Annotated in this window: 15 protein-coding genes; 10 read left to right on the top strand and 5 right to left on the bottom strand. The window is 74.2% G+C overall.

What is annotated here, in order from left to right:
- Positions 1-163 precede the first annotated feature (163 nt).
- The 3 genes from J3R08_RS22100 to J3R08_RS22090 form a co-directional block, all read right to left on the bottom strand.
- Complete coding sequence (locus tag J3R08_RS22100) at positions 164-745, bottom strand: Fic family protein (protein WP_209962661.1); 582 nt, start codon at positions 743-745, stop codon at positions 164-166.
- The gene (locus J3R08_RS22095) at positions 742-1,329 is read right to left on the bottom strand and encodes a Panacea domain-containing protein (RefSeq protein ID WP_043329544.1); all 588 of its coding nucleotides are present in this window, start codon (positions 1,327-1,329) and stop codon (positions 742-744) included. The genes J3R08_RS22100 and J3R08_RS22095 overlap by 4 nt, the downstream gene beginning before the upstream one ends.
- A gap of 156 nt (positions 1,330-1,485) precedes the next feature.
- Positions 1,486-2,895, bottom strand: a complete 1,410-nt coding sequence (locus J3R08_RS22090) for an alkaline phosphatase PhoX (protein ID WP_209962659.1) — start codon at positions 2,893-2,895, stop codon at positions 1,486-1,488.
- A gap of 185 nt (positions 2,896-3,080) precedes the next feature.
- Between J3R08_RS22090 and J3R08_RS22085 the strand changes: the two genes are divergently transcribed.
- The 4 genes from J3R08_RS22085 to J3R08_RS22070 all read left to right on the top strand — a co-directional run bounded on the left by J3R08_RS22085 (position 3,081) and on the right by J3R08_RS22070 (position 7,826).
- Positions 3,081-5,597 (top strand): FtsK/SpoIIIE domain-containing protein, encoded by a 2,517-nt coding sequence (locus J3R08_RS22085; RefSeq protein WP_209962657.1) that lies wholly within the window; start codon positions 3,081-3,083, stop codon positions 5,595-5,597.
- A complete protein-coding gene (locus J3R08_RS22080; protein WP_209962655.1) occupies positions 5,594-6,427 on the top strand; it encodes a hypothetical protein in 834 nt (277 codons plus the stop codon). Before J3R08_RS22085 ends, J3R08_RS22080 begins: the two co-directional genes overlap by 4 nt.
- A 161-nt stretch (positions 6,428-6,588) precedes the next feature.
- Entirely contained in the window at positions 6,589-6,852 is a 264-nt protein-coding gene (locus J3R08_RS22075) for a DUF6244 family protein (protein WP_013287536.1), read from the top strand.
- Between the two features lie 170 nt (positions 6,853-7,022).
- Positions 7,023-7,826, top strand: a complete 804-nt coding sequence (locus J3R08_RS22070; RefSeq protein ID WP_064445267.1) for an alpha/beta fold hydrolase — start codon at positions 7,023-7,025, stop codon at positions 7,824-7,826.
- 41 nt (positions 7,827-7,867) lie between these two features.
- On the opposite strand, the gene J3R08_RS32745 is transcribed toward J3R08_RS22070, so the two are convergent.
- Together J3R08_RS32745 and J3R08_RS22060 are read right to left on the bottom strand one after the other, a co-directional pair.
- Positions 7,868-9,460, bottom strand: coding sequence for a GMC family oxidoreductase (locus J3R08_RS32745; protein WP_209962654.1), 1,593 nt, complete (start codon positions 9,458-9,460; stop codon positions 7,868-7,870).
- Between the two features lie 79 nt (positions 9,461-9,539).
- Positions 9,540-10,406: an aldo/keto reductase gene (locus J3R08_RS22060; protein WP_209962652.1), complete on the bottom strand. Its 867-nt coding sequence runs from the start codon at positions 10,404-10,406 to the stop codon at positions 9,540-9,542.
- A 163-nt stretch (positions 10,407-10,569) separates the two neighbouring features.
- Here J3R08_RS22060 and J3R08_RS22055 point away from each other — a divergent pair, with 163 nt between their 5' ends.
- The 6 genes from J3R08_RS22055 to J3R08_RS22030 all read left to right on the top strand — a co-directional run bounded on the left by J3R08_RS22055 (position 10,570) and on the right by J3R08_RS22030 (position 18,235).
- Entirely contained in the window at positions 10,570-10,935 is a 366-nt protein-coding gene (locus J3R08_RS22055) for a YciI family protein (RefSeq protein ID WP_043329557.1), read from the top strand.
- 406 nt (positions 10,936-11,341) lie between these two features.
- Positions 11,342-12,790: a pyruvate kinase gene (gene pyk / locus J3R08_RS22050; protein ID WP_043329559.1), complete on the top strand. Its 1,449-nt coding sequence runs from the start codon at positions 11,342-11,344 to the stop codon at positions 12,788-12,790.
- Positions 12,787-13,665 (top strand): acyl-CoA thioesterase II, encoded by an 879-nt coding sequence (locus tag J3R08_RS22045; RefSeq protein WP_043329561.1) that lies wholly within the window; start codon positions 12,787-12,789, stop codon positions 13,663-13,665. The genes pyk and J3R08_RS22045 overlap by 4 nt, the downstream gene beginning before the upstream one ends.
- A gap of 70 nt (positions 13,666-13,735) precedes the next feature.
- Positions 13,736-14,203 carry an Rrf2 family transcriptional regulator gene (locus tag J3R08_RS22040; protein WP_043329564.1) on the top strand — a complete coding sequence of 156 codons (468 nt, stop codon included), beginning with the start codon at positions 13,736-13,738 and terminating at the stop codon, positions 14,201-14,203.
- Between the two features lie 111 nt (positions 14,204-14,314).
- Positions 14,315-15,430, top strand: a complete 1,116-nt coding sequence (locus tag J3R08_RS22035) for a sulfite exporter TauE/SafE family protein (protein WP_209962650.1) — start codon at positions 14,315-14,317, stop codon at positions 15,428-15,430.
- Between the two features lie 504 nt (positions 15,431-15,934).
- Positions 15,935-18,235 (top strand): cellulose binding domain-containing protein, encoded by a 2,301-nt coding sequence (locus J3R08_RS22030; RefSeq protein ID WP_209962648.1) that lies wholly within the window; start codon positions 15,935-15,937, stop codon positions 18,233-18,235.
- Positions 18,236-18,285 lie beyond the last annotated feature (50 nt).

Here is an 18,285-nt window from a genome sequence, read left to right as displayed (position 1 = left end):
CGGCGGGGGATGGCGGTCTCCGCCGAGGGCTGCGCTCGCGCGGGGAGGCAACGTGCTCAGGTGGAGCAGCAGTGGCCTCGCGGTCGTCGGGTCAAGCTGCGCGAACGCATGCGTCAAGCAGCACAGGAGATATCCTCCAGGATCTATGACTGAGCAGCGTGGCTCAGCTGATCCGCCGGACGACGGGATCGAGCGCTGCCGTCAGGAGGTCCGTCTCGCCGGTGTTCAGGTGCTGGATGCAAGCGGCGATGTTGTCCGCCGCATCGAGTTCCGACCAGTCGAGCAGGTAGCCGGCCGCGGCGCCGAGCTGGCGCAGGAAGGCGCGCAGGGTCCGTCCGTTGCCTTCCCGGAACGGATGGCAGACGTTCAGCTCCCCGTAGTAGTGGGCGAGCGACTCGACGAACGCCTCGCGCCTCAACCCGAGCAGGAAACCGTCCTCGGACAGTCCGGTGAGGACGGTACTCACCTGGTCGTCGATGAACCGCCAGTGGCAGAAACGGGCCCCGGGCTTGCTGATGTCGACCGTACGGGTCTGACCCGCCCACTTGTACAGGTCACCGAAGAGATGGCGGTGGAACGCCTGGAGGTGACCCAAACCGTAGTTGCCAGGGATGATGGTCCGAGCGGCCTGCACGTCCCGGATCGAGACGAGGCGGAACTCGGCGTCGCGTAGGGCGGCGGCATCCCTCAGGCCCAACTCGTTGGCCAGGCAATCCGTACCCGGCCAGCAGTACGGATCGGTCATCCGCGCAGGCGGGCGATCTCTTCGGCGATCAGGTCCTCAGCGCTCACCAGACCCGAGGCCACATCGCGAAGGCGCTCCTGCCACTCCTCGTCGAACTCCTCGCCCTCGATCGCGGCGTTCGCAGTGGCCAGGGCGACAGCCGTTTCTGTGCTCGCCATCTGCCTCGCGTAGTAGGTCCGCATCAGGTCGGTGTCGAGATGTTCGGAGGAACTGGCGGACTCGGGCAGTGCCCCCCGAGCGGCTCGCCACGGCAGCTCGTTGTGCGTCATGGTCGACAACTCGGCCGCCGAGAATTTTCCGTACTCGCGGGTGACCCAGCGGACACAGTCGAGCTGGGCGTCCGTGAGCCGGGAGGCATCCCCGAGCGGCCAATCCGACACGTAGAGCTGCTGGCGGTGCTGCCGGTAGAGCAGGGGAACGACAGGGCCTTCCCGCCAGGCCTCGATCGGCTCGGCGAACAGCGGTGCTCCGGTGCGGGCCAGGTGCCACCCCTGGCAGTAGTAGACGAGCTTCTCCAGCTTCATCGCCGTGACGCGGCCGACCTCGGCGAGCACCGCCGCGGCAACGTCGTGTGCGTTGGCCATCGGGGGACACCTCCTTCTTCGGCCCTGCTCAGAGCGTACCGATGATCCGCCTGGCCAGGCGACCCGTGCATCGGTGTCGAATGGGACGTCTGTCGCAGACCAGCACTGCTCGGCCGGCGGCTCCCGAGCGAGAACCGCCGGCCGCTCACCGTCCCGTCAGCGGTGCCCGTTACCCGGCCGCCCCCACGGCCCGGTGATCGCGAACACGTACCCCGGCGACTGGATGTTGGCGAACAGCGTCCTGCCGTCCGCGCTGAACGTCGGCCCGGTGAACTCGCTGTCGTTCAGCTCGTTGCGCGCCAGCGGGTACGCCTCGCCCTGCTCGGTGACGCCGACCAGGTGCGACACGCCCTCGCCGTCCTCGGCCAGGATCACCCCGCCGTACGGCGACACGGTGATGTTGTCCGGCCCGTCGTAGTTGCCGTGGTCGGCGTCCGGGTCGGTGTTCACCCCGAAGATGGTCTTCAGCGTGACGGTCTGCCGGCGCGGGTCGTAGAACCACACCTGCCCGTCGTGCTCGTTGGCGCTGCCGTCGTCGTGCCGGGCGTAGCTGGCCACGAAGTACGCGCCGCCGTCGCCCCACCAGGCGCCCTCCAGCTTGCGGCTGCGGGTCACCTCCGCGTCGGTGAACTGTTTGCGTACGGACACGGTGCGCGCGTCGCGGTCCGGCACCTCGACCCACTCGACCCGGTAGCGGGTGCCGGGGGTGGTGGCCTCGGACAGGTCGGTCACATGGTCGTCGCCGCGCAGGCAGCGCATCGCGGCGAGGCTGCCGGCGGCGCCGCCGTCGGGCCGCTGGGCGAGGGCCCGCAGCGCGCCCTTGCCGGCCCGGAAACCGGGCGGCGGCGTCCACCGGAAGTACAGGCCGTTGGGCCCGCTCGCGTCCTCGGTCAGGTAGATCGAGTGCGTGTACGGGTCGACCGCGACCGCCTCGTGCGAGTACCGCCCGAGGAACGTCAGCGGCACCGGGTCGGTGTTGGCGGACCTGTCGTGCGGGTCGACCTCGAAGACGTACCCGTGGTCCTTCAGGAATCGCCCACCGGCCCGCTGCTCGGTCTCCTCGCAGGTCAGCCACGTGCCCCACGGGGTGATGCCACCGGCGCAGTTGTTGTGCGTGCCGGCCACGCTCACGTACTCGCGCAGCCGCCGCCCGTGCCGGTCCACCTCGATGGTGGTGGTGCCGCCGCGGGCGCCCGGGTCGTAGGTGAGACCGGTCAGCGCCGGCACCGGGTACGGCTCGTCGCCGCCGATCTCGTGGTTGTTCACCAGCACCGAGCCGCGCGGGCCGCGGAAGCAGCCGGTGCCGTCGGCGTCGCTGGGGGTGGGCTGCCCGGACTCCAGCAGCGTCGCGCCCGCCTGCGCGACCACCGTGTACGAGAAGCCCGGCGGCAGCGCCAGCAGGCCGGCCGGGTCCGGCACCAGGTCGCCGTAGCCGACGGCGGGACGGCACGCGGGCCGGGCCGCGGCCGGGCCGGCGATCGCCTCCAGGCTGCCGGCCACCACGATGCCGAGCCCGCCGGCCACGCCGCCGCGCAGCAGGGACCGCCGGGGAAGAGGTGAGGTCACGTCGTCGCCTTCCTGTGCGCCACGATTGCCTGGAGGAAGGCAAGCGGGGCCGGGGGAACGGTGGGCGGCGCGCCCGTCCGCCGCCGGGTGAACAGTGGACGAATCCCCGGGTGCGGAGCGCCATGTGCCGCTGCGCCGCGCGTCCGTTAGGGTTCCCTCGATCGCAAGACGTCGGAGGGCGGACGGTGGGCAGACTCGCGGCGGCGTACCGGCAGGCGGTCGATCGGCACCGGCAGGCACTGCGCCACTGGGAGGCGGCCCGGCGGCTGCTCGGCGCCGCCGGCCCGGCGCCGGTGGGCAGCCCCGAGCTGGTCGCGCGGCTGGCCCGCCTCGGCGGTGAGCTGGCCGCCGCGGTGCCCGGCACCGCCCGCGTCGCGACCCACCCCGTTCCGGTACGCCTCGGCGCGGCGACCACTGTCGACGGCGCTTTCCCGGTGCTCGTGCCGGTGGGGGCGGGCGCGCATCTGGCGCTCGATCAGGACGCCCGCGACCCGCGCGTCGGCGAGCTGCTGCGGGCGGTGGTGGTGCGGCTGCTGACCGCCGCTCCGGCCGGCGCGATCCGGGTCGTCGGCATCGACCAGGCCGCCTTCGGCGCGGCGTTCCTGCCGCTGCGCCCGCTGCACGACGCCGGGGTGCTCGCGGCGGCGGCGACCACCGAGGCGGAGACGGCCGCGCTGCTCGACGCGGCCGAGCGGCACGCGCGTACCGCCCAGCGATCCGCGCCGGAGGACCGGGAGCTGCTGGTGGTGGTGGCCGCGTCCGCGCCGCCGCCCCGGGAGCTGGCCCGGCTCGCCGCGCTCACCCACGCCGGCCCGGCCGCTGCGGTCTGCGTGCTGCTGGCCGGTCACCGGACCACCGGGCCGAGCGCCGCGCCGCCGCTGGGCGCCACCACCCACCTGCGGATCACCGAGCGGTACACGCTCGTCGGTGACCCGCCCGGCCGCCCGTTCAGCGCCGACGGCAGCGGGCTGGCCGCGCCGGTGGTGCTCGACGGCGACCCGTCGCACGCCACGGTGACCGCGCTGGCCCGCCGGTACGCCGAGACCGCCGACCAGGACGTCGTCACGTTCGCCGACCTGCTGCCCGCGCAGCGCTGGGCCGGGTCCGCCGCCTCCGGCCTGCGTACCGTGCTCGGCCGCGCCGGCCGCCGCCCGCTCGCGGTGGCGTTCGACGACGCCACGCCGCACTGGCTGATCGGCGGCCGCACCGGCGCCGGCAAGACGGTGCTGCTGCTCGACGTGCTCTACGGGCTGGCCGCCCGCTACTCCCCGGCCGAGCTGCGGCTGATGCTGCTCGACTTCAAGGAGGGCGTGAGCTTCACCGAGTTCGTGCCCACCGACCGCGACCCGTCCTGGCTGCCGCACGCCGACGCGGTGGGCATCGAGTCCGACCGCGAGTACGGCGTGGCGGTGCTGCGGGAGCTGCGCGCCGAGTTGGGCCGCCGCGCCGACCTGCTCAAGCGGCACGGGGTCAGCCGCCTGGCCGACCTGCCGCCCAACGCCCGGCCGCCCCGGATCGTCACCGTGATCGACGAGTTCCACGTGCTGTTCGCCGGCAACGACGCGCTGGCCCGGCAGGCCGTCGACCTGATCGAGGAACTGGCCCGCAAGGGCCGCTCGTACGGCCTGCACCTGGTGCTGGCCAGCCAGAGCACCACCGGCATCGAGGCGCTCTACGGCCGGGCCGAGGCCATCTTCGGCCAGTTCCCGCTGCGGATCGCGCTGCCCGGCGGGGACGCCGTGCTGGACCCGCGCAACGACGCCGCGCGCGGGCTCACCGTCGGCACGGCAGTGGTGAACACCGCCGCCGGCGCGCCCGGCGCGGACGCGGAGGTGCGGTTCCCCGACGCGCACGCCGCCTCGGCCGACCTGGCGGCGCTGCGCCACGAGCTGCACGCGGCCCGCCCGGCCGGATCGCGCCCGCCGTCGGTCTTCCGGGGACACGAGACCCCCCGGCTCACCGACGACTCCGCCTGGACCGCGCTGACGCCGGGCGCCGACCCGCCGTACGCGCTCGTGGGCCGTGCGGTCGACGTCGCCGGCAGCCCGGCCGGGTTCGCGCTCGACGCCAGCCCGGGCCGGCACCTGGCGGTGGTCGGCACCGCCACCGTCGGCGCGGAGGTGCTCCGGTCGGCCACGCTGTCCCTGGCCCGGCAGCACGCGCCCGGCACCGCCCGGTTCCTGTTCGCGCCGCTGGCGCCCGGCACCACCGACGCCGCCGACGACCTGGCCATGACGCTGGCCGCCGCCGGGCACCCGGTCCGCCGCCTGGCCGCCGAGGCGCTGCGCGCCCAGCTCGCCGAGGCCGCCACCGGTGACGCCCCGGCCTCCGGGCGTACCTACCTGGTGGTGTTCGGGGTGGACGCCGCCGCCACGACGCTCGCCGCCTCCGACCCGGCGACGTTCCGTTCCGGGTACGACGACCTGCGCGCCGTGCTGCGCCAGGGGCCCGCGCGCGGGGTGCACGTGCTCGGCTGGTGGCGCGGGCTGCGCCGGCTCGCCGACGACCTGGGCGGCAGCGGGCAGCGCGACGACGTCACCGGCCTGGTCGCGCTCAACGTGCCCGCCGCCGACCTGGGCCTGCACCTCGGCGTGCACGACCTCGCGTACGTGCCGCGCGAGGGCCGCGCGCTGCTCGTCGACCGGCACGAGCACCGCACCGCGCTGATCGTGCCGTTCGCCGCGGGGAGTGATGTCCCATGAGTGGATTCGACGAGTACGCGGCGCTGCTGCGGGAGTTGTCCACCCGGCAGCGGGGCGGGGAGCGGGAGATCGCGGCCGAGGCGGAGCGCCGCCGTGGCCTGCAGGCCGCCGTCGACAAGCTGGGGCAGCGGCTCGTCGCCCAGGGGCAGCACCTGGACCGGCTGGGCCAGGCGATCGGAACGCCGATGACCTCGGTACCGGCGCCGGCACCGGCGGTTGCGGTGGCCGCCGGACCGGCCGCGCCGGAGGCGGCAGACGCGGGCGGGCGGACGGGCGCCGGGCGGGGGGAGGACGCGGGCGGGCGGACGGGCGCCGGGCCGGGGCACGGCGTGACCGGCGGCGCAGCCGCCGCGCCGGGGCAGGCGGGCGTCGGGGCGTACCCCTCTCCGGGTGTGGCGCCGCGGGCGGGTGACCCGGCGGCGGAGCTGGCTGCGGCGGAGCGGCTCGCCGGGGAGGCCGACGGGTACGGGCAGCAGGCCGACGCGCTGGCCCGCACGCCGGTGCTGTTGCCGACCTGGTCGGCGCCGGCCCGGGCGGTCGCGGTGTACGGCGGTTGCGCGCTCGTCGGCTCGCTGCTGATGCTGGTCGCGCTCGTGGGGTCGCCGGTGCCGGTGGCCGGGCTGGACCTGGTGGCGGCGCTGTCCTGCGCCGGGGTGCCGCTGCTGTCCTTCGTGGCCGGTCAGGTCGTGCTGGCCCGGTGGGGCCGCCCGGCGCTGGCCGGCGGTGAGGCCACGACCGGGCGGTACGTGCCGCTGGGCTTCGTGATCTGCGCGCTGGTCTCCCCGTCGCTGTTCTGCGTCTACCTGCTCCTGTTCCGCCTCCTCCGCTGACCTCAGCCCGGTTCGTCGCCGTCGATCATGGACTTGTGGCCGCGGCGGTGGGCTTGATGTGGCTTTTGCCGGGGCGGAAACTGCAAGATCGCGAAGGCGTGGGGGTGGGGGAGGGGGAGGGCGGTAGGGTTCCCGAGGGTGGGTGAGGTGGGGGAGGGGTTGTGAGCGCGGCGGAGATCATCGCGAGGCTGGCGGCGGCGGCGCAGAAGCTGGACGAGGCCAAGGCGCGCACGGCTGCCGCGGCACAGGACGCGGCGGAGGCGCGGGCGCTGGTGGCGGGCGCGCTGGAAGGGGCCACGGCCGGGCCGTTGATCGGCGTCATCGACTCCTACCGGCAGGCGCTGGCGCAGGCCGCGCAGGGCGGGGAGCCGGCCCGGCAGCACGTCCAGGAGACCATCGCGAAGGTCCAGGCGCTGGGCAACTGAGCCCGGCCCGGCTTGCCGGTTTGCGCGGTGGGCGCGACAAGTGGTTACCGCCGCGTAACTTTTCATTGACGTGTCTGAAATCGGACACGCATCATCGTGTCCACGATCGATCGGATCCCACCCGTCCCCTCCCGGTCCGCCCGGGTGCCTCCCCCTCGGAGGTGCAGCCCATGCTGCTCCGAACGATCCTGGCCGCCACCACCGCCGCCACCGTCCTGCTCGTCCCGGCCGCCGCCCAGGCGGCCGCCGCCGAACCCGCCGCCCCGTCGAACACGGCCACCGTCACCACCGCCGCGCAACGGGCCGCCGCCGCGGCCGCCGACCCGGTGATCGTGGTCGGCGGCCTCAGTGGAATCTCCATCGCGTACGAGCCGATCGCCGCCCGGCTGCGCGCCGACGGCTACCGCGTCTCGATCTTCCAGTTGCCGAACCTCGGCCTCGGCGACATCCGCGAGTCCGCCCGTGCGCTCTCGACCTACGTGGACCAGGTCCGCGCCGCCACCGGAGCGGCCCGGGTCGACCTGGTCGGCCACTCCGAGGGCGGCCTGGTCAGCCGCTGGTACGTCAAGTACCTCGGCGGCGCCGCCACCGTGGACCAGTACGTCAGCCTGGGCAGCCCGCAGTACGGCACGTACGTCGCCAACCTGGTCGCGTTCCTCGGGCTGGGCAGCTGCGCCGGGGTGATCGCCTGTCAGCAGATGTCGATCGGGTCGAGCTTCCTGGCCGACCTCAACGCCGGCGACGACACGCCCGGGCCGGTTCGCTGGGCCACCGTGCGCACCTGGCAGGACGAGCTGGTCCGGCCGGTGGACAACGCGCTGCTCGCCGACGGCGCCACGAACGTGCTGGTGCAGGCGTGGTGCCCGCTGCGGGTCGTCGGCCACCTCGGGCTGGTGCTGGACGGCACCACGTACACGGTGGTGCGCCAGGTGCTCGCCGGCGCCCCGGTCCGGCCGAACTGTTTCGCGGTCTGACACCGGTGCCCGGGCCCGCCGTCGCGCGGGCCCGGGCGCTGTCAGCTCCCGTCCCGCCCGCGGATGACGTCCGCGGCCCGCCAGGCCAGCGCGCTCACCGGGGCGCTGGTCCAGCCCGCCACCATCACCGGCAGCACCGACGCGTCGACCACCCGCAGCCCGTCCACGCCGCGTACCCGCAGCTGCGGGTCGACCACGTGGTCGTCGCCGTCGCCCATCGCGCAGGTGCCGATGGCGTGGTAACCGCAGTAGCCGCGCGCCACCGCCGCCTCGACGATCTCGGCGTCGGTGCGGACCGCCGGGCCGGGCACCGTCTCGGCCCGGATCCGCTTCGCGATCGGCCCGGTGGCGAAGAACTCCCGCATCCGGCGGAACAGGTCCGCCGCCACCCGCCGGTCGTGGTCGGTGGTGAGGTAGTTCGCCACGACAGCCGGCGGCGTACGCGGGTCCGCGTCGGTGATCGCCAGGCGGCCCTCGCTGTCCGGCCGGGTGACGGTGCCCAGGCACATCAGTCCCGGTTCCCGTTCCAGTTCGAGGGCCTTGCCGGGCCGGGGCGGGGCGGCCGAGAACGGCGCCATCAGCAGGTGCGCGTCCGGGCGGTCCAGGTCCGGCCGGGACTTGACGTGGGCCGCCACGTCCAGCACCGGCAGGGCGAGCGGGCCGCCGCCGGTGAGCAGCCAGCGCAGCGTGGCCCGGGCCTGCCCGAGCGGGCTGCCGATGGTCATGTTGTGGCCGCCGGGCTCGGCGAGGCGGTACTGCAGCACCATCGACCGGTGCTCGCGCAGCCCCGCGCCGACCCGGGGCCGGTCGAGCAGCACCGGCACGCCCGCGGCGCGCAGCGTGTCCGCCGGCCCGATGCCGGAGACCTGCAACAGGTGCGGGGTGGCCAGGGCGCCCGCGGCGAGGATCACCTCCCCGGCCGCCCGGCGCTCGACCTCCCGGCCGCCGTGCGCCACCCGTACGCCGACCGCCCGGCCGCCCTCGACCAGCACCCGCAGCACGACGGCGCCGACCTCGACGGTCAGGTTGGGCCGGCGCCGCACCGGGTGCAGGAACGCGTTCGCGGCGCTGACCCGCCGTCCGCCGTGGATGGTGGCGGTGGGGTAGCCGATCCGCTCGTCGTCGGCGGCGTCCAGGTCGTCGGCCCGGCGCCAGCCCAGCTCGGCGCCGGTGGCCACCATCTCCTCGGCGAGCGGGTCGGTGCCGGTGGCGATGGACAGCCGCACCGGCCCGCCCGCGCCCCGGTGCGGCGCGGGGCCCAGCGGGTGGTCCTCCAGCCGCGTGAACACCTGCCGCATGGCCGACCAGCCCCAGCCCAGCGGGTCGAGGGCGTCCCAGTCGCGGGCCGCGCCGCGGCTCCAGATCATGCCGTTCACCGACGTCGAGCCGCCGATCATCCGGCCGCGCTGCCAGATCTCCTGGCGGCCCGGCCCGGTGGTGGCCGGGTAGTGCCAGGCGGTGCGCTCGTCGTCCATCAGCCGGGAGAACGCCTTCGGCACGCGCACGTACGGGCTGCGGTCCCAGCCGCCCGCCTCCAGCAGCAGCACCCGCGTTCCCGGATCCTCGGTTAGCCGGTTGGCCAGCACGCACCCCGCCGCGCCGGCCCCCACGATGACATAGTCGAACTCCTCCACAGCGGACCCCCACTCGTGAGAATCCTTCTGACGGTAGTTGCTCGATCACGTTCCGCGAAAGGGCTGGACGGCGGCCGACTCAGGCCGCCTTGGCCAGCGCCTCGAACTCGTCGTCGGTCAGTTCCACCTCGGCCGCCGCCACGTTCTCCTCCAGGTGCGCCACCGACGACGTACCGGGGATCGGCAGCATCACCGGCGAGCGGCGCAGCAGCCAGGCCAGCGCGAGCTGCGCCGGAGTGGCGCCGTGTGAGGTCGAGATCGCGTCCAGCGGGCCGCCGGGGCGGGCCAGGTTGCCGGTGGCGATCGGGAACCACGGGATGAACGCCAGGTCGTGCCGCTCGCAGTGCGCCAGCACGTCCTCGGCGCCGCGGTCGGCCAGGTTGTAGAGGTTCTGCACGGACACGATCGGGACGATCTCCCGGGCCGCCTCGATCTGCTCGACGCTGACCTGCGACAGCCCGATGTGCCGGACCTTGCCCTCCTGCCGCAGCAGCGCCAGCTCGCCGAGCTGGTCGGCCAGCGGCACCTTCGCGTCGATGCGGTGCAGCTGGTAGAGCGGGATGCAGTCCAGGCCCAGGTGGCGCAGGCTCAGCTCGCACTGCTGGCGCAGATACTCCGGGCGGCCCACCGGCCGCCAGTCGTCCGGACCGGAGCGGGTCAGTCCGGCCTTCGTCGCGATGACCAGGTCGTCGGCGTACGGGTGCAGCGCCTCGCGGATCAGCAGCTCACTGACGAACGGCCCGTACGAGTCGGCGGTGTCGATGAACGTGACGCCCAGCTCGTACGCGCGGCGCAGCACCCGTACCGCCTCGGCCGGGTCCTTCGGGTCGCCCCACACGCCGGGGCCGGTGAGCTGCATCGCCCCGTAGCCGAGGCGGTCGACCCGCAGGTCACCACCGATCCGGTAGCTGCCCGACGCCTTGGCGGGCTGGGTGCTGGTGGCCATCGCGGTCCTCCTGTGCTCGTACGCGGTCGCGGGCGGCGCGCGCCCCGACCCCTGGACATTCCCCGAATCGTGGCGGCGAAGCACTGATAGTTGCGGCGAGCGACCCCGGCGCACCGGACCGCCGTGCGAGGCTGGGCGCAACGGTGGTCAGCAGGAGGTGCGCATGGGCACGACGCCACGGCTCGACTTCGCGCTGGACACGTACGAGTGCATCGTGCTCTACCCGGGGCCGTCCGGCCGGGCCCTGCCGGAGGAGACCGTGCAACGGCTGCAGGCCGAGCATCTGCAGCACATGCGGGCGCTGCAACGGCGCGGCATCGTGCTCGTCGACGGCTCGGTGGACGGCCCGGCCCGGGAACCGGACCCGCCGATCGGCTTCGGCCTGGCCCGCACCGGCTCGGTGGACGACGTGCGCAGCGTCATGGAGGCCGACCCGGCGGTACAGGCCGGGCTCTACCGGGTCGAGGTGCTGACCTTCCTCTGCCCGGCCGGCTCGCTGGAGTTCCCGCTGGTCAAGACGGAGAGCTGACGGCCGGCGCGGTCTCGTCGCCGTTCTCGGCGATCGCGCTGCACCAGTTTCCACGGCGCCGCGAGCCGGGTCCCGCTGGAGCGGACCGCGTCCGGGCTGCGCGCCGACCACCTGCTCGCCGAGATCATCGCGGCCCGGCCGCCCGGCGGCTGCCCGAACCTGCCCCCGGCCGGTCCGGCGGGGCCGCGCCACGGCGAGGGCGGACGGCATCCACGGGAGCACCCGGCCGGCACGTGACGGCGAGGGGTACCATTTCCGCCGCGCGGTCGCCGATGCCCGCCACACACGACGTTCCGGTGCGGTACGCCAACCGCCCGCCCGCGCGGTACACGCGCGTCGTTGGACAACTGTTCCGCTGTCCGCAAGGGGTCGGCCGGGAGGCCGATCCGGAGGAGAGACTAGCCTGATGGGCGTGACACGCCGCGCGAAGATCGTCTGTACTCTCGGCCCCGCCACCTCGTCCCCGGAGCGTATCCGAGGGCTCGTCGAGGCGGGCATGAACGTGGCGAGGCTCAACTTCAGCCACGGCAGTCACGCCGACCACGAATCGGTCTACCGGCTGGTCCGCGAGGCCGCCGAGGCGTCCGGCAAGCCGGTCGCGGTGCTGGCCGACCTCCAGGGGCCCAAGATCCGGCTGGGCCGGTTCGCCGACGGCCCGCACGAGTGGCGCACCGGCGACTCGGTCGTGATCACCGGTGACGACGTCGTCGGCTCGAAGGAGCGCGTCTCCTGCACCTACCGCAAGCTGCCGCAGGAGGTGAAGCCGGGCGACCGGCTGCTGATCGACGACGGCCGCGTCGCGGTCGAGGTCAGCGACGTCACCGGCAACGACATCCGGTGCCTGGTCACCGAGGGCGGCCCGGTCTCCAACAACAAGGGCGTCTCGCTGCCGAACGTGGCGGTCAGCGTCCCGGCCCTGTCCGACAAGGACGCGGAGGACCTGCGCTTCGCCCTCGGCCTCGGTGTCGACCTGGTCGCGCTCTCGTTCGTCCGCTCACCCGAGGACATCAAGCTCGTCCACTCGATCATGGATGAGGAGGGCGTGCGCCGCCCGGTCCTGGCCAAGGTCGAGAAGCCCGAGGCGGTCGACCACCTCGAGGCGATCGTGCTGGCCTTCGACGGCGTCATGGTCGCCCGCGGCGACCTCGGCGTCGAGCTGCCGCTGGACCAGGTGCCGCTCGTGCAGAAGCGCGCCGTGCAGCTCTGCCGGGAGAACGCCAAGCCGGTCATCGTGGCCACCCAGATGCTCGACTCGATGATCGAGAACTCCCGCCCGACCCGCGCCGAGGCCTCCGACGTGGCCAACGCGGTGCTCGACGGCGCGGACGCGGTGATGCTCTCCGGGGAGACGAGCGTCGGCAAGTACCCGGTGCTCACCGTCAGCACCATGGCCAAGATCGTCACCACCACCGAGGCCGGCTCGATCGCCGTCCCCCGGTTGCAGCACGACCCGCGTACGCACGGCGGCGCGCTCACCGTGGCCGCCTCCTCCATCGCCCGGGCCATCGGCGCCAAGGCCATGGTGGCGTTCTCGCAGACCGGCGACACCGTCAAGCGGCTCGCCCGGCTGCACTGCGACCTGCCGCTGCTGGCCTTCACGCCGGTACCGGAGGTGCGCAACCAGCTCGCGCTCTCCTGGGGCGTGGAGACGTTCCTGATGCCGTTCGTCCAGCACACCGACGACATGTTCCGCCAGGTCGACCAGGCGCTGCTGGGCCTCAACCGGGCCAATCCGGGCGACTACGTGGTGATCGTGGCGGGCAGCCCGCCCGGCACCCCCGGCTCCACCAACACGCTGCGCGTGCACCAGCTGGGTTCGCTCGTGGACGCGGCCTCGGCGCGAGCGCTCCAGTGAGTGCTGCGGCGACCGGGCAGGCGGCGGTCGACCAGCTGCTGGAGGTGCTCGACCTGGACCGTACCGGGGAGATGACCTTCCGGGGGATGAGCCCGCCGGTGGGCCCGCAGCGGGTCTACGGCGGGCAGGTCGCCGGCCAGGCCCTGGTCGCCGCCGGCCGCACCGTCGACGCGGAGCGGGCCGTGCATTCCCTGCACGGCTACTTCGTGCGCCCCGGTGACCCGGCCGAGCCGATCGAGTACCAGGTGGAGAACGTCCGCGACGGCCGGTCCTTCTCGGTGCGCCGCTCGGTGGCGTTGCAGCACGACAAGCCGATCTTCTTCATGTCGGCGTCGTTCCAGCGGCAGGACGAGGGGCTGGACCACCACGCCCCGGTGCCGCCGGACGTGCCCGGCCCGGACGACGTGCCGACCATGACCGACCGGCTCTCCCGCTACCCGGAGCGGCTCGGCATCTGGGGGATGATCCCGCGCCCGATCGACGTGCGCTACGTCGGCGAGCCCGGCTGGGTACGCCCCGGCGACCGCCCGGCCGAACCGCACCAGCGGGTGTGGATGCGGCTGGACGGCAAGCTGCCGGACGATCCGCTGCTGCACGCGTGCGCGCTGACGTACGCCTCCGATCTGACGCTGCTGGACTCGGTGCTGTCGGTGCACGGCGAGGTGTGGGGCCCGGGCGGCGTGGTCGGCGCGAGCCTCGACCACGCGCTGTGGTTCCACAGGTCGTTCCGCGCCGACGAGTGGTTCCTGTACGACTGCTGGAGCCCGTCCGCGTCGGGCGGCCGTGGCCTGGCCACCGGCCGCATGTTCACCGCCGACGGGCGGCACATCGCCAGCGCCGTGCAGGAGGGACTGCTGCGCCGCGTCGGCGGCTGAGCGGCGGGTGATGATCGTCCGGGCGCGGGTCGGCGGGGCGGCCCCCACCCGAGCGGACTAACCTGGCCGTATGCGTCTTTCCGCCCGGGTCGACTATGCCCTCCGCGCGGCCGCTGAGCTGGCCTCGGTCGCGGACGGGACCGCCGAGCGGAGCCGCCCGGTGACCGCCGAGCAGATCGCCCGGTCCCAGGACATCCCGCCGAAGTTCCTGGAGAGCATCCTGCTCCAGCTTCGCCGGGGCGGCATCGTGCACGCCCAGCGTGGCCCCGAGGGCGGCTACTGGCTGGCCCGGCCGGCGAGTGAGATCTCCCTGGCCGAGGTGATCCGCGTCATCGACGGGCCGCTCGCGCACGTGCGCGGCCAGCGTCCGGAACAGCTCGGCTATCAGGGCGCGGCCCGCGCGTTGCAGGACGTCTGGATCGCGTTGCGGGCCAGCGAGCGGGAGATCCTGGAGCTGGTCACGATCGCCGACGTGGCCTCCGGTGAGCTGCCCGGCCGGGTCAACGAACTGGCCGCCGACCCGCGCGCCTGGAGCTGACCGCGCCGTCCGGCGCGTCCTACCAACCGGATGGGGGACTTGACCGGGACCACCTTCGTGCCGCATTGTCGACCAAGTCGATAGGAGATACCGAAAAGTCAGGGGGCGCTCGTGCGCAAGCTGCTGGTCCTCGCCCTCGTCGGGCTCGCCGCGCAACTGGTCGACGGCTCGCTCGGCATGGCGTACGGGCTGACCTCCTCGACGCTGCTCCTGTTCGCCGGTGTCGCGCCGGCCGCCGCGTCGGCCTCGGTGCACCTGGCCGAGATCGGCACCACGCTCGCCGCGGGCGTCTCGCACTGGCGCTTCGGCAACGTCGACTGGCGGGTCGTCGGCCGGATCGCGCTGCCCGGCGCGATCGGCGCGTTCGCCGGGGCGACGTTCCTCAGTTCCATCTCCACCGAGGCCGCCGCGCCGTGGATGGCGGCCATCCTGTTCACGCTCGGCGCGTACCTGCTGGTGCGGTTCTCCCGGCCGCTTCGGGCCACCCGCGCCGCCGGCCGGCTGCGGAGCCGCTTCCTCGCCCCGCTCGGCCTGGTCGCCGGCTTCGTCGACGCCACCGGCGGCGGAGGCTGGGGCCCGGTCGCCACCCCGGCGCTGCTGGTCTCCGGCCGGATGGAACCCCGCAAGGTCATCGGCTCGGTCGACACCTCCGAGTTCGTCGTGGCCGGCGCGGCGAGCGTCGGCTTCCTGATCGGCCTGGGCACCGAGGGCTTCCTGCTGCCCACGGTGGCGGCGCTCCTGATCGGTGGCCTGATCGCCGCCCCGATCGCGGCCTGGCTGGTCCGCATCGTTCCCGCTCAGCTGCTCGGCGCCGTGATCGGCGGCGTGATCGTGCTGACCAACGCCCGCACGCTGCTCAGCGCCGGCGGCGTGAGCGGCTCGGCGCCGGTGGTGGTGTACGCGCTGCTCGGTGTCGCCTGGGTGGTCGCCATTGTCCTGGCGGTGCGGGCGCTGCGCCGCACCCGCCGCGCCCGCGCCACCGTCGAAGCGGCGCTGGCCTCCGCGTCCCCGGCCTCCGCGCCGCCGGCCTCCGCGCCGCCGGTCGAGGCCGCGCCCGTCTCCGCGTCGCCCGCGGAGGCGGGGGAGCCCGCTCGGCCGGGGGAATCCGTCGGGTCGGCAGAGGCCGCGAAGTCGGGGCAAGTCCCGGAGCCGGTGGTCACCGCCGAGACCTCCGAGCCTGCCGAGGCCGCGGAGTCGCGGAAGCTCGCCGCCGCCGTCGAGGGCTGAGCCGCTCGCGTTCCCGGGCCGCGCCATCGCCCAGGAGTGCTCTGTCTCGGCGTGTCGCGCGCCGTAGAGACATGTCCTGCTGACCGATATACCTCAGAGTCATAATCATGACTCTGAGGTATATCGGCTTTCAGGCATCTCGTCGGCGTCGGCGTCGGCTGTTGGCCGCCGCGCTCCTGCGCCGCCACTCCACCGCGCCGTTTCGCCGCCCCGCCCGGCCCCGCGCCGCCTCGCCCCGCCGCCCCGCCGCCCCGCCGCCCCGCCCGCACCGCCGCGCCGCCCCGCCCCGCCCGCGCTGCCACGCCCACGCCGCGCCGCCGCGCTGCCCGCCCCGCGCACGCCGCCGCGCTTGTGGGGGTGTCCGGCGGTGACCTAGGCTGACGGAGCGCGGAGCCGAATCATCGACGTCGATGCGTTGACGTCGCCCGTCGCGTCAGGGCACGTATCCGCCGGTCCGGGCAGGCCGGCGTCGTCGCGTGCCTGACCTCCGCGAAAGGCATCTCCGTGCACCTCACCACCCCACGCCGCCGGCTCGCGCTGCTCGCCGCGGCCTCGGCGCTCACCCTGTCGGCCGGCGCGCTCACCACGATGACCGCCGCGGCGGCGGCCGCCGGCTGCCGGGTCGACTACCGGATCACCAACCAGTGGAGCGGCGGATTCGGCGCCGACGTGACAGTGACCAACCTCGGCGACCCGGTCAACGGCTGGACCCTCGGCTGGAGCTTCGCCGCCGGCCAGCAGGTCGTCCAGGCGTGGAACGCGACGGTCAGCCAGTCCGGCGCGCAGGTGAGCGCCCGCGACGCCGGCTACAACGCGGCCATCGGCACCGGCGGCACCGCGAACTTCGGCTTCAACGGCTCGTGGAACAACGCGTCGAACCCGGTGCCGGCCGCGTTCACGCTCAACGGCACCGCCTGCACCGGCGCGCCGTCCACCAGCGCGCCGCCGTCGACGCCGCCTCCGCCCACCACGCCGCCACCCACCACACCGCCACCCACCACACCTCCGCCCAGCACACCGCCACCAACCACGCCCCCGCCCACCGACCCGCCGGCCGGGGCGAAGCAGATGGAGAAGCTCGACCGAGGGCTGGTCAGCGTCCGCTCCGGCAGCGGCAACCTCGTCTCCTGGCGGCTGCTCGGCACCGAGACCACCGGTGTGGCGTTCAACCTCTACCGAGGTGGCACCAAGGCCAACGCCAGCCCGATCACCGGCGCCACCACGTACCTGGACAGCGGCGCGGCGGCCGGGTCCGCGTACACCGTGCGGGCCGTGGTGAACGGCGCCGAGCAGGCGGCGTCGGCCCCGGCGCTCCAGTTCGCCAACGGCTACCTGGACGTGCCGATCCAGCCGCCGCCCGGCGGCACCACCCCGGCCGGGGAGGGGTACGGCTACTCGGCGAACGACGCGAGCGTCGGTGACCTCGACGGCGACGGCCGCTACGAGTTCGTGCTCAAGTGGGACCCGTCGAACGCCAAGGACAACTCGCAGTCCGGCTACACCGGCAACGTCTACGTCGACGCGTACACGCTCACCGGCACCCGGCTGTGGCGCGTCGACCTGGGCCGCAACATCCGCGCCGGCGCCCACTACACCCAGTTCCAGGTGTACGACTACGACGGCGACGGAGACGCCGAGGTGGCCATGAAGACCGCCGACGGCACCCGCTCCGGCACCGGTCAGGTGATCGGCAACGGCTCGGCCGACCACCGCAACTCCAGCGGTTACGTGCTCGCCGGCCCGGAGTACCTGACCATGTTCGACGGCCGCACCGGCGCGGCCCTGTCCACAGTCGACTACGACCCGCCGCGCGGCACCGTCTCGTCCTGGGGCGACTCGTACGGCAACCGGGTCGACAGGTTCCTCGCCGGCACCGCGTACCTGGACGGGCAGCGCCCCTCGCTGATCATGGCGCGTGGCTACTACACCCGGGCCGTCGTCGCCGCCTGGGACTTCCGCGACGGCACGCTGCGCAAGCGCTGGACGTTCGACTCGAACGCCTCCGGCAACGGCGCCGCCGCCGGCCAGGGCAACCACCAGCTCTCCGTGGCCGACGTCGACAACGACGGCCGTCAGGAGATCGTGTACGGCGCCGCCACCATCGACGACAACGGCCGGCTGCTGTACTCCACCGGCAACGGCCACGGCGACGCGCTGCACGTCGGCGACCTCGACCCGTCCCGCGCCGGCCTGGAGGTGTTCAAGGTCGACGAGGACGGCAGCAAGCCCAGCTCCTGGATGGCCGACGCGCGTACCGGGCAGATCATCTGGCAGACCGCGCCGAACGGCGACAACGGCCGCGGCGTCTCCGGCGACGTCTGGGCCGGCAGCCCGGGCGCGGAGTCCTGGTCGTCGGCCGTCGACGGGCTGCTCAACACCCGGGGCCAGAACGTCGGGCGCAAGCCGTCGTCGGCGAACTTCCTGATCTGGTGGGACGGCGACCCGGTCCGGGAGCTGCTCGACGCCACGAAGATCGACAAGTACGGCACCGGCGGGGAGACCCGGCTGCTCACCGGCAGCGGCGTCGCCTCGAACAACGGCACCAAGTCCACCCCGGCGCTCTCGGCGGATCTGCTCGGCGACTGGCGGGAGGAGGTCGTCTGGCGCACCTCCGACAGCACCGCGCTCCGGATCTACAGCACGCCGGTCACCACCGGCCTGCGGCTGCCGACGCTGATGCACGACCCGCAGTACCGGGTGGCGGTGGCCTGGCAGAACACCGCCTACAACCAGCCGCCGCACCCGGGCTTCTACCTTGGCGACGGCATGAGCACCCCGGCCGCGCCGAACATCTACCTGCGCTGAAACGACAGGCACCGGGTCGCCGGCCGCGGAATCCGCTCCGCCGGCGACCC

This window comes from Micromonospora sp. HB375, from assembly GCF_017872985.1.
In the GTDB taxonomy this organism is placed as follows: Bacteria; Actinomycetota; Actinomycetes; order Mycobacteriales; family Micromonosporaceae; genus Micromonospora; species Micromonospora chalcea.
The sequence above is the reverse complement of the archived record's forward strand: the minus strand, read 5'-3'. Positions and strand labels throughout refer to the sequence as shown.

What these genes read in the sequence shown, in the direction of transcription:
- J3R08_RS22100 (WP_209962661.1), bottom strand. Translation starts at nt 745, where the DNA reads ATGACCGATCCGTACTGCTGGCCGGGTACGGATTGCCTGGCCAACGAG.
- J3R08_RS22095 (WP_043329544.1), bottom strand. Translation starts at nt 1,329, where the DNA reads ATGGCCAACGCACACGACGTTGCCGCGGCGGTGCTCGCCGAGGTCGGC.
- J3R08_RS22080 (WP_209962655.1), top strand. Translation starts at nt 5,594, where the DNA reads ATGAGTGGATTCGACGAGTACGCGGCGCTGCTGCGGGAGTTGTCCACC.
- J3R08_RS22070 (WP_064445267.1), top strand. Translation starts at nt 7,023, where the DNA reads ATGCTGCTCCGAACGATCCTGGCCGCCACCACCGCCGCCACCGTCCTG.
- J3R08_RS22060 (WP_209962652.1), bottom strand. Translation starts at nt 10,406, where the DNA reads ATGGCCACCAGCACCCAGCCCGCCAAGGCGTCGGGCAGCTACCGGATC.
- J3R08_RS22055 (WP_043329557.1), top strand. Translation starts at nt 10,570, where the DNA reads ATGGGCACGACGCCACGGCTCGACTTCGCGCTGGACACGTACGAGTGC.
- pyk (WP_043329559.1), top strand. Translation starts at nt 11,342, where the DNA reads ATGGGCGTGACACGCCGCGCGAAGATCGTCTGTACTCTCGGCCCCGCC.
- J3R08_RS22040 (WP_043329564.1), top strand. Translation starts at nt 13,736, where the DNA reads ATGCGTCTTTCCGCCCGGGTCGACTATGCCCTCCGCGCGGCCGCTGAG.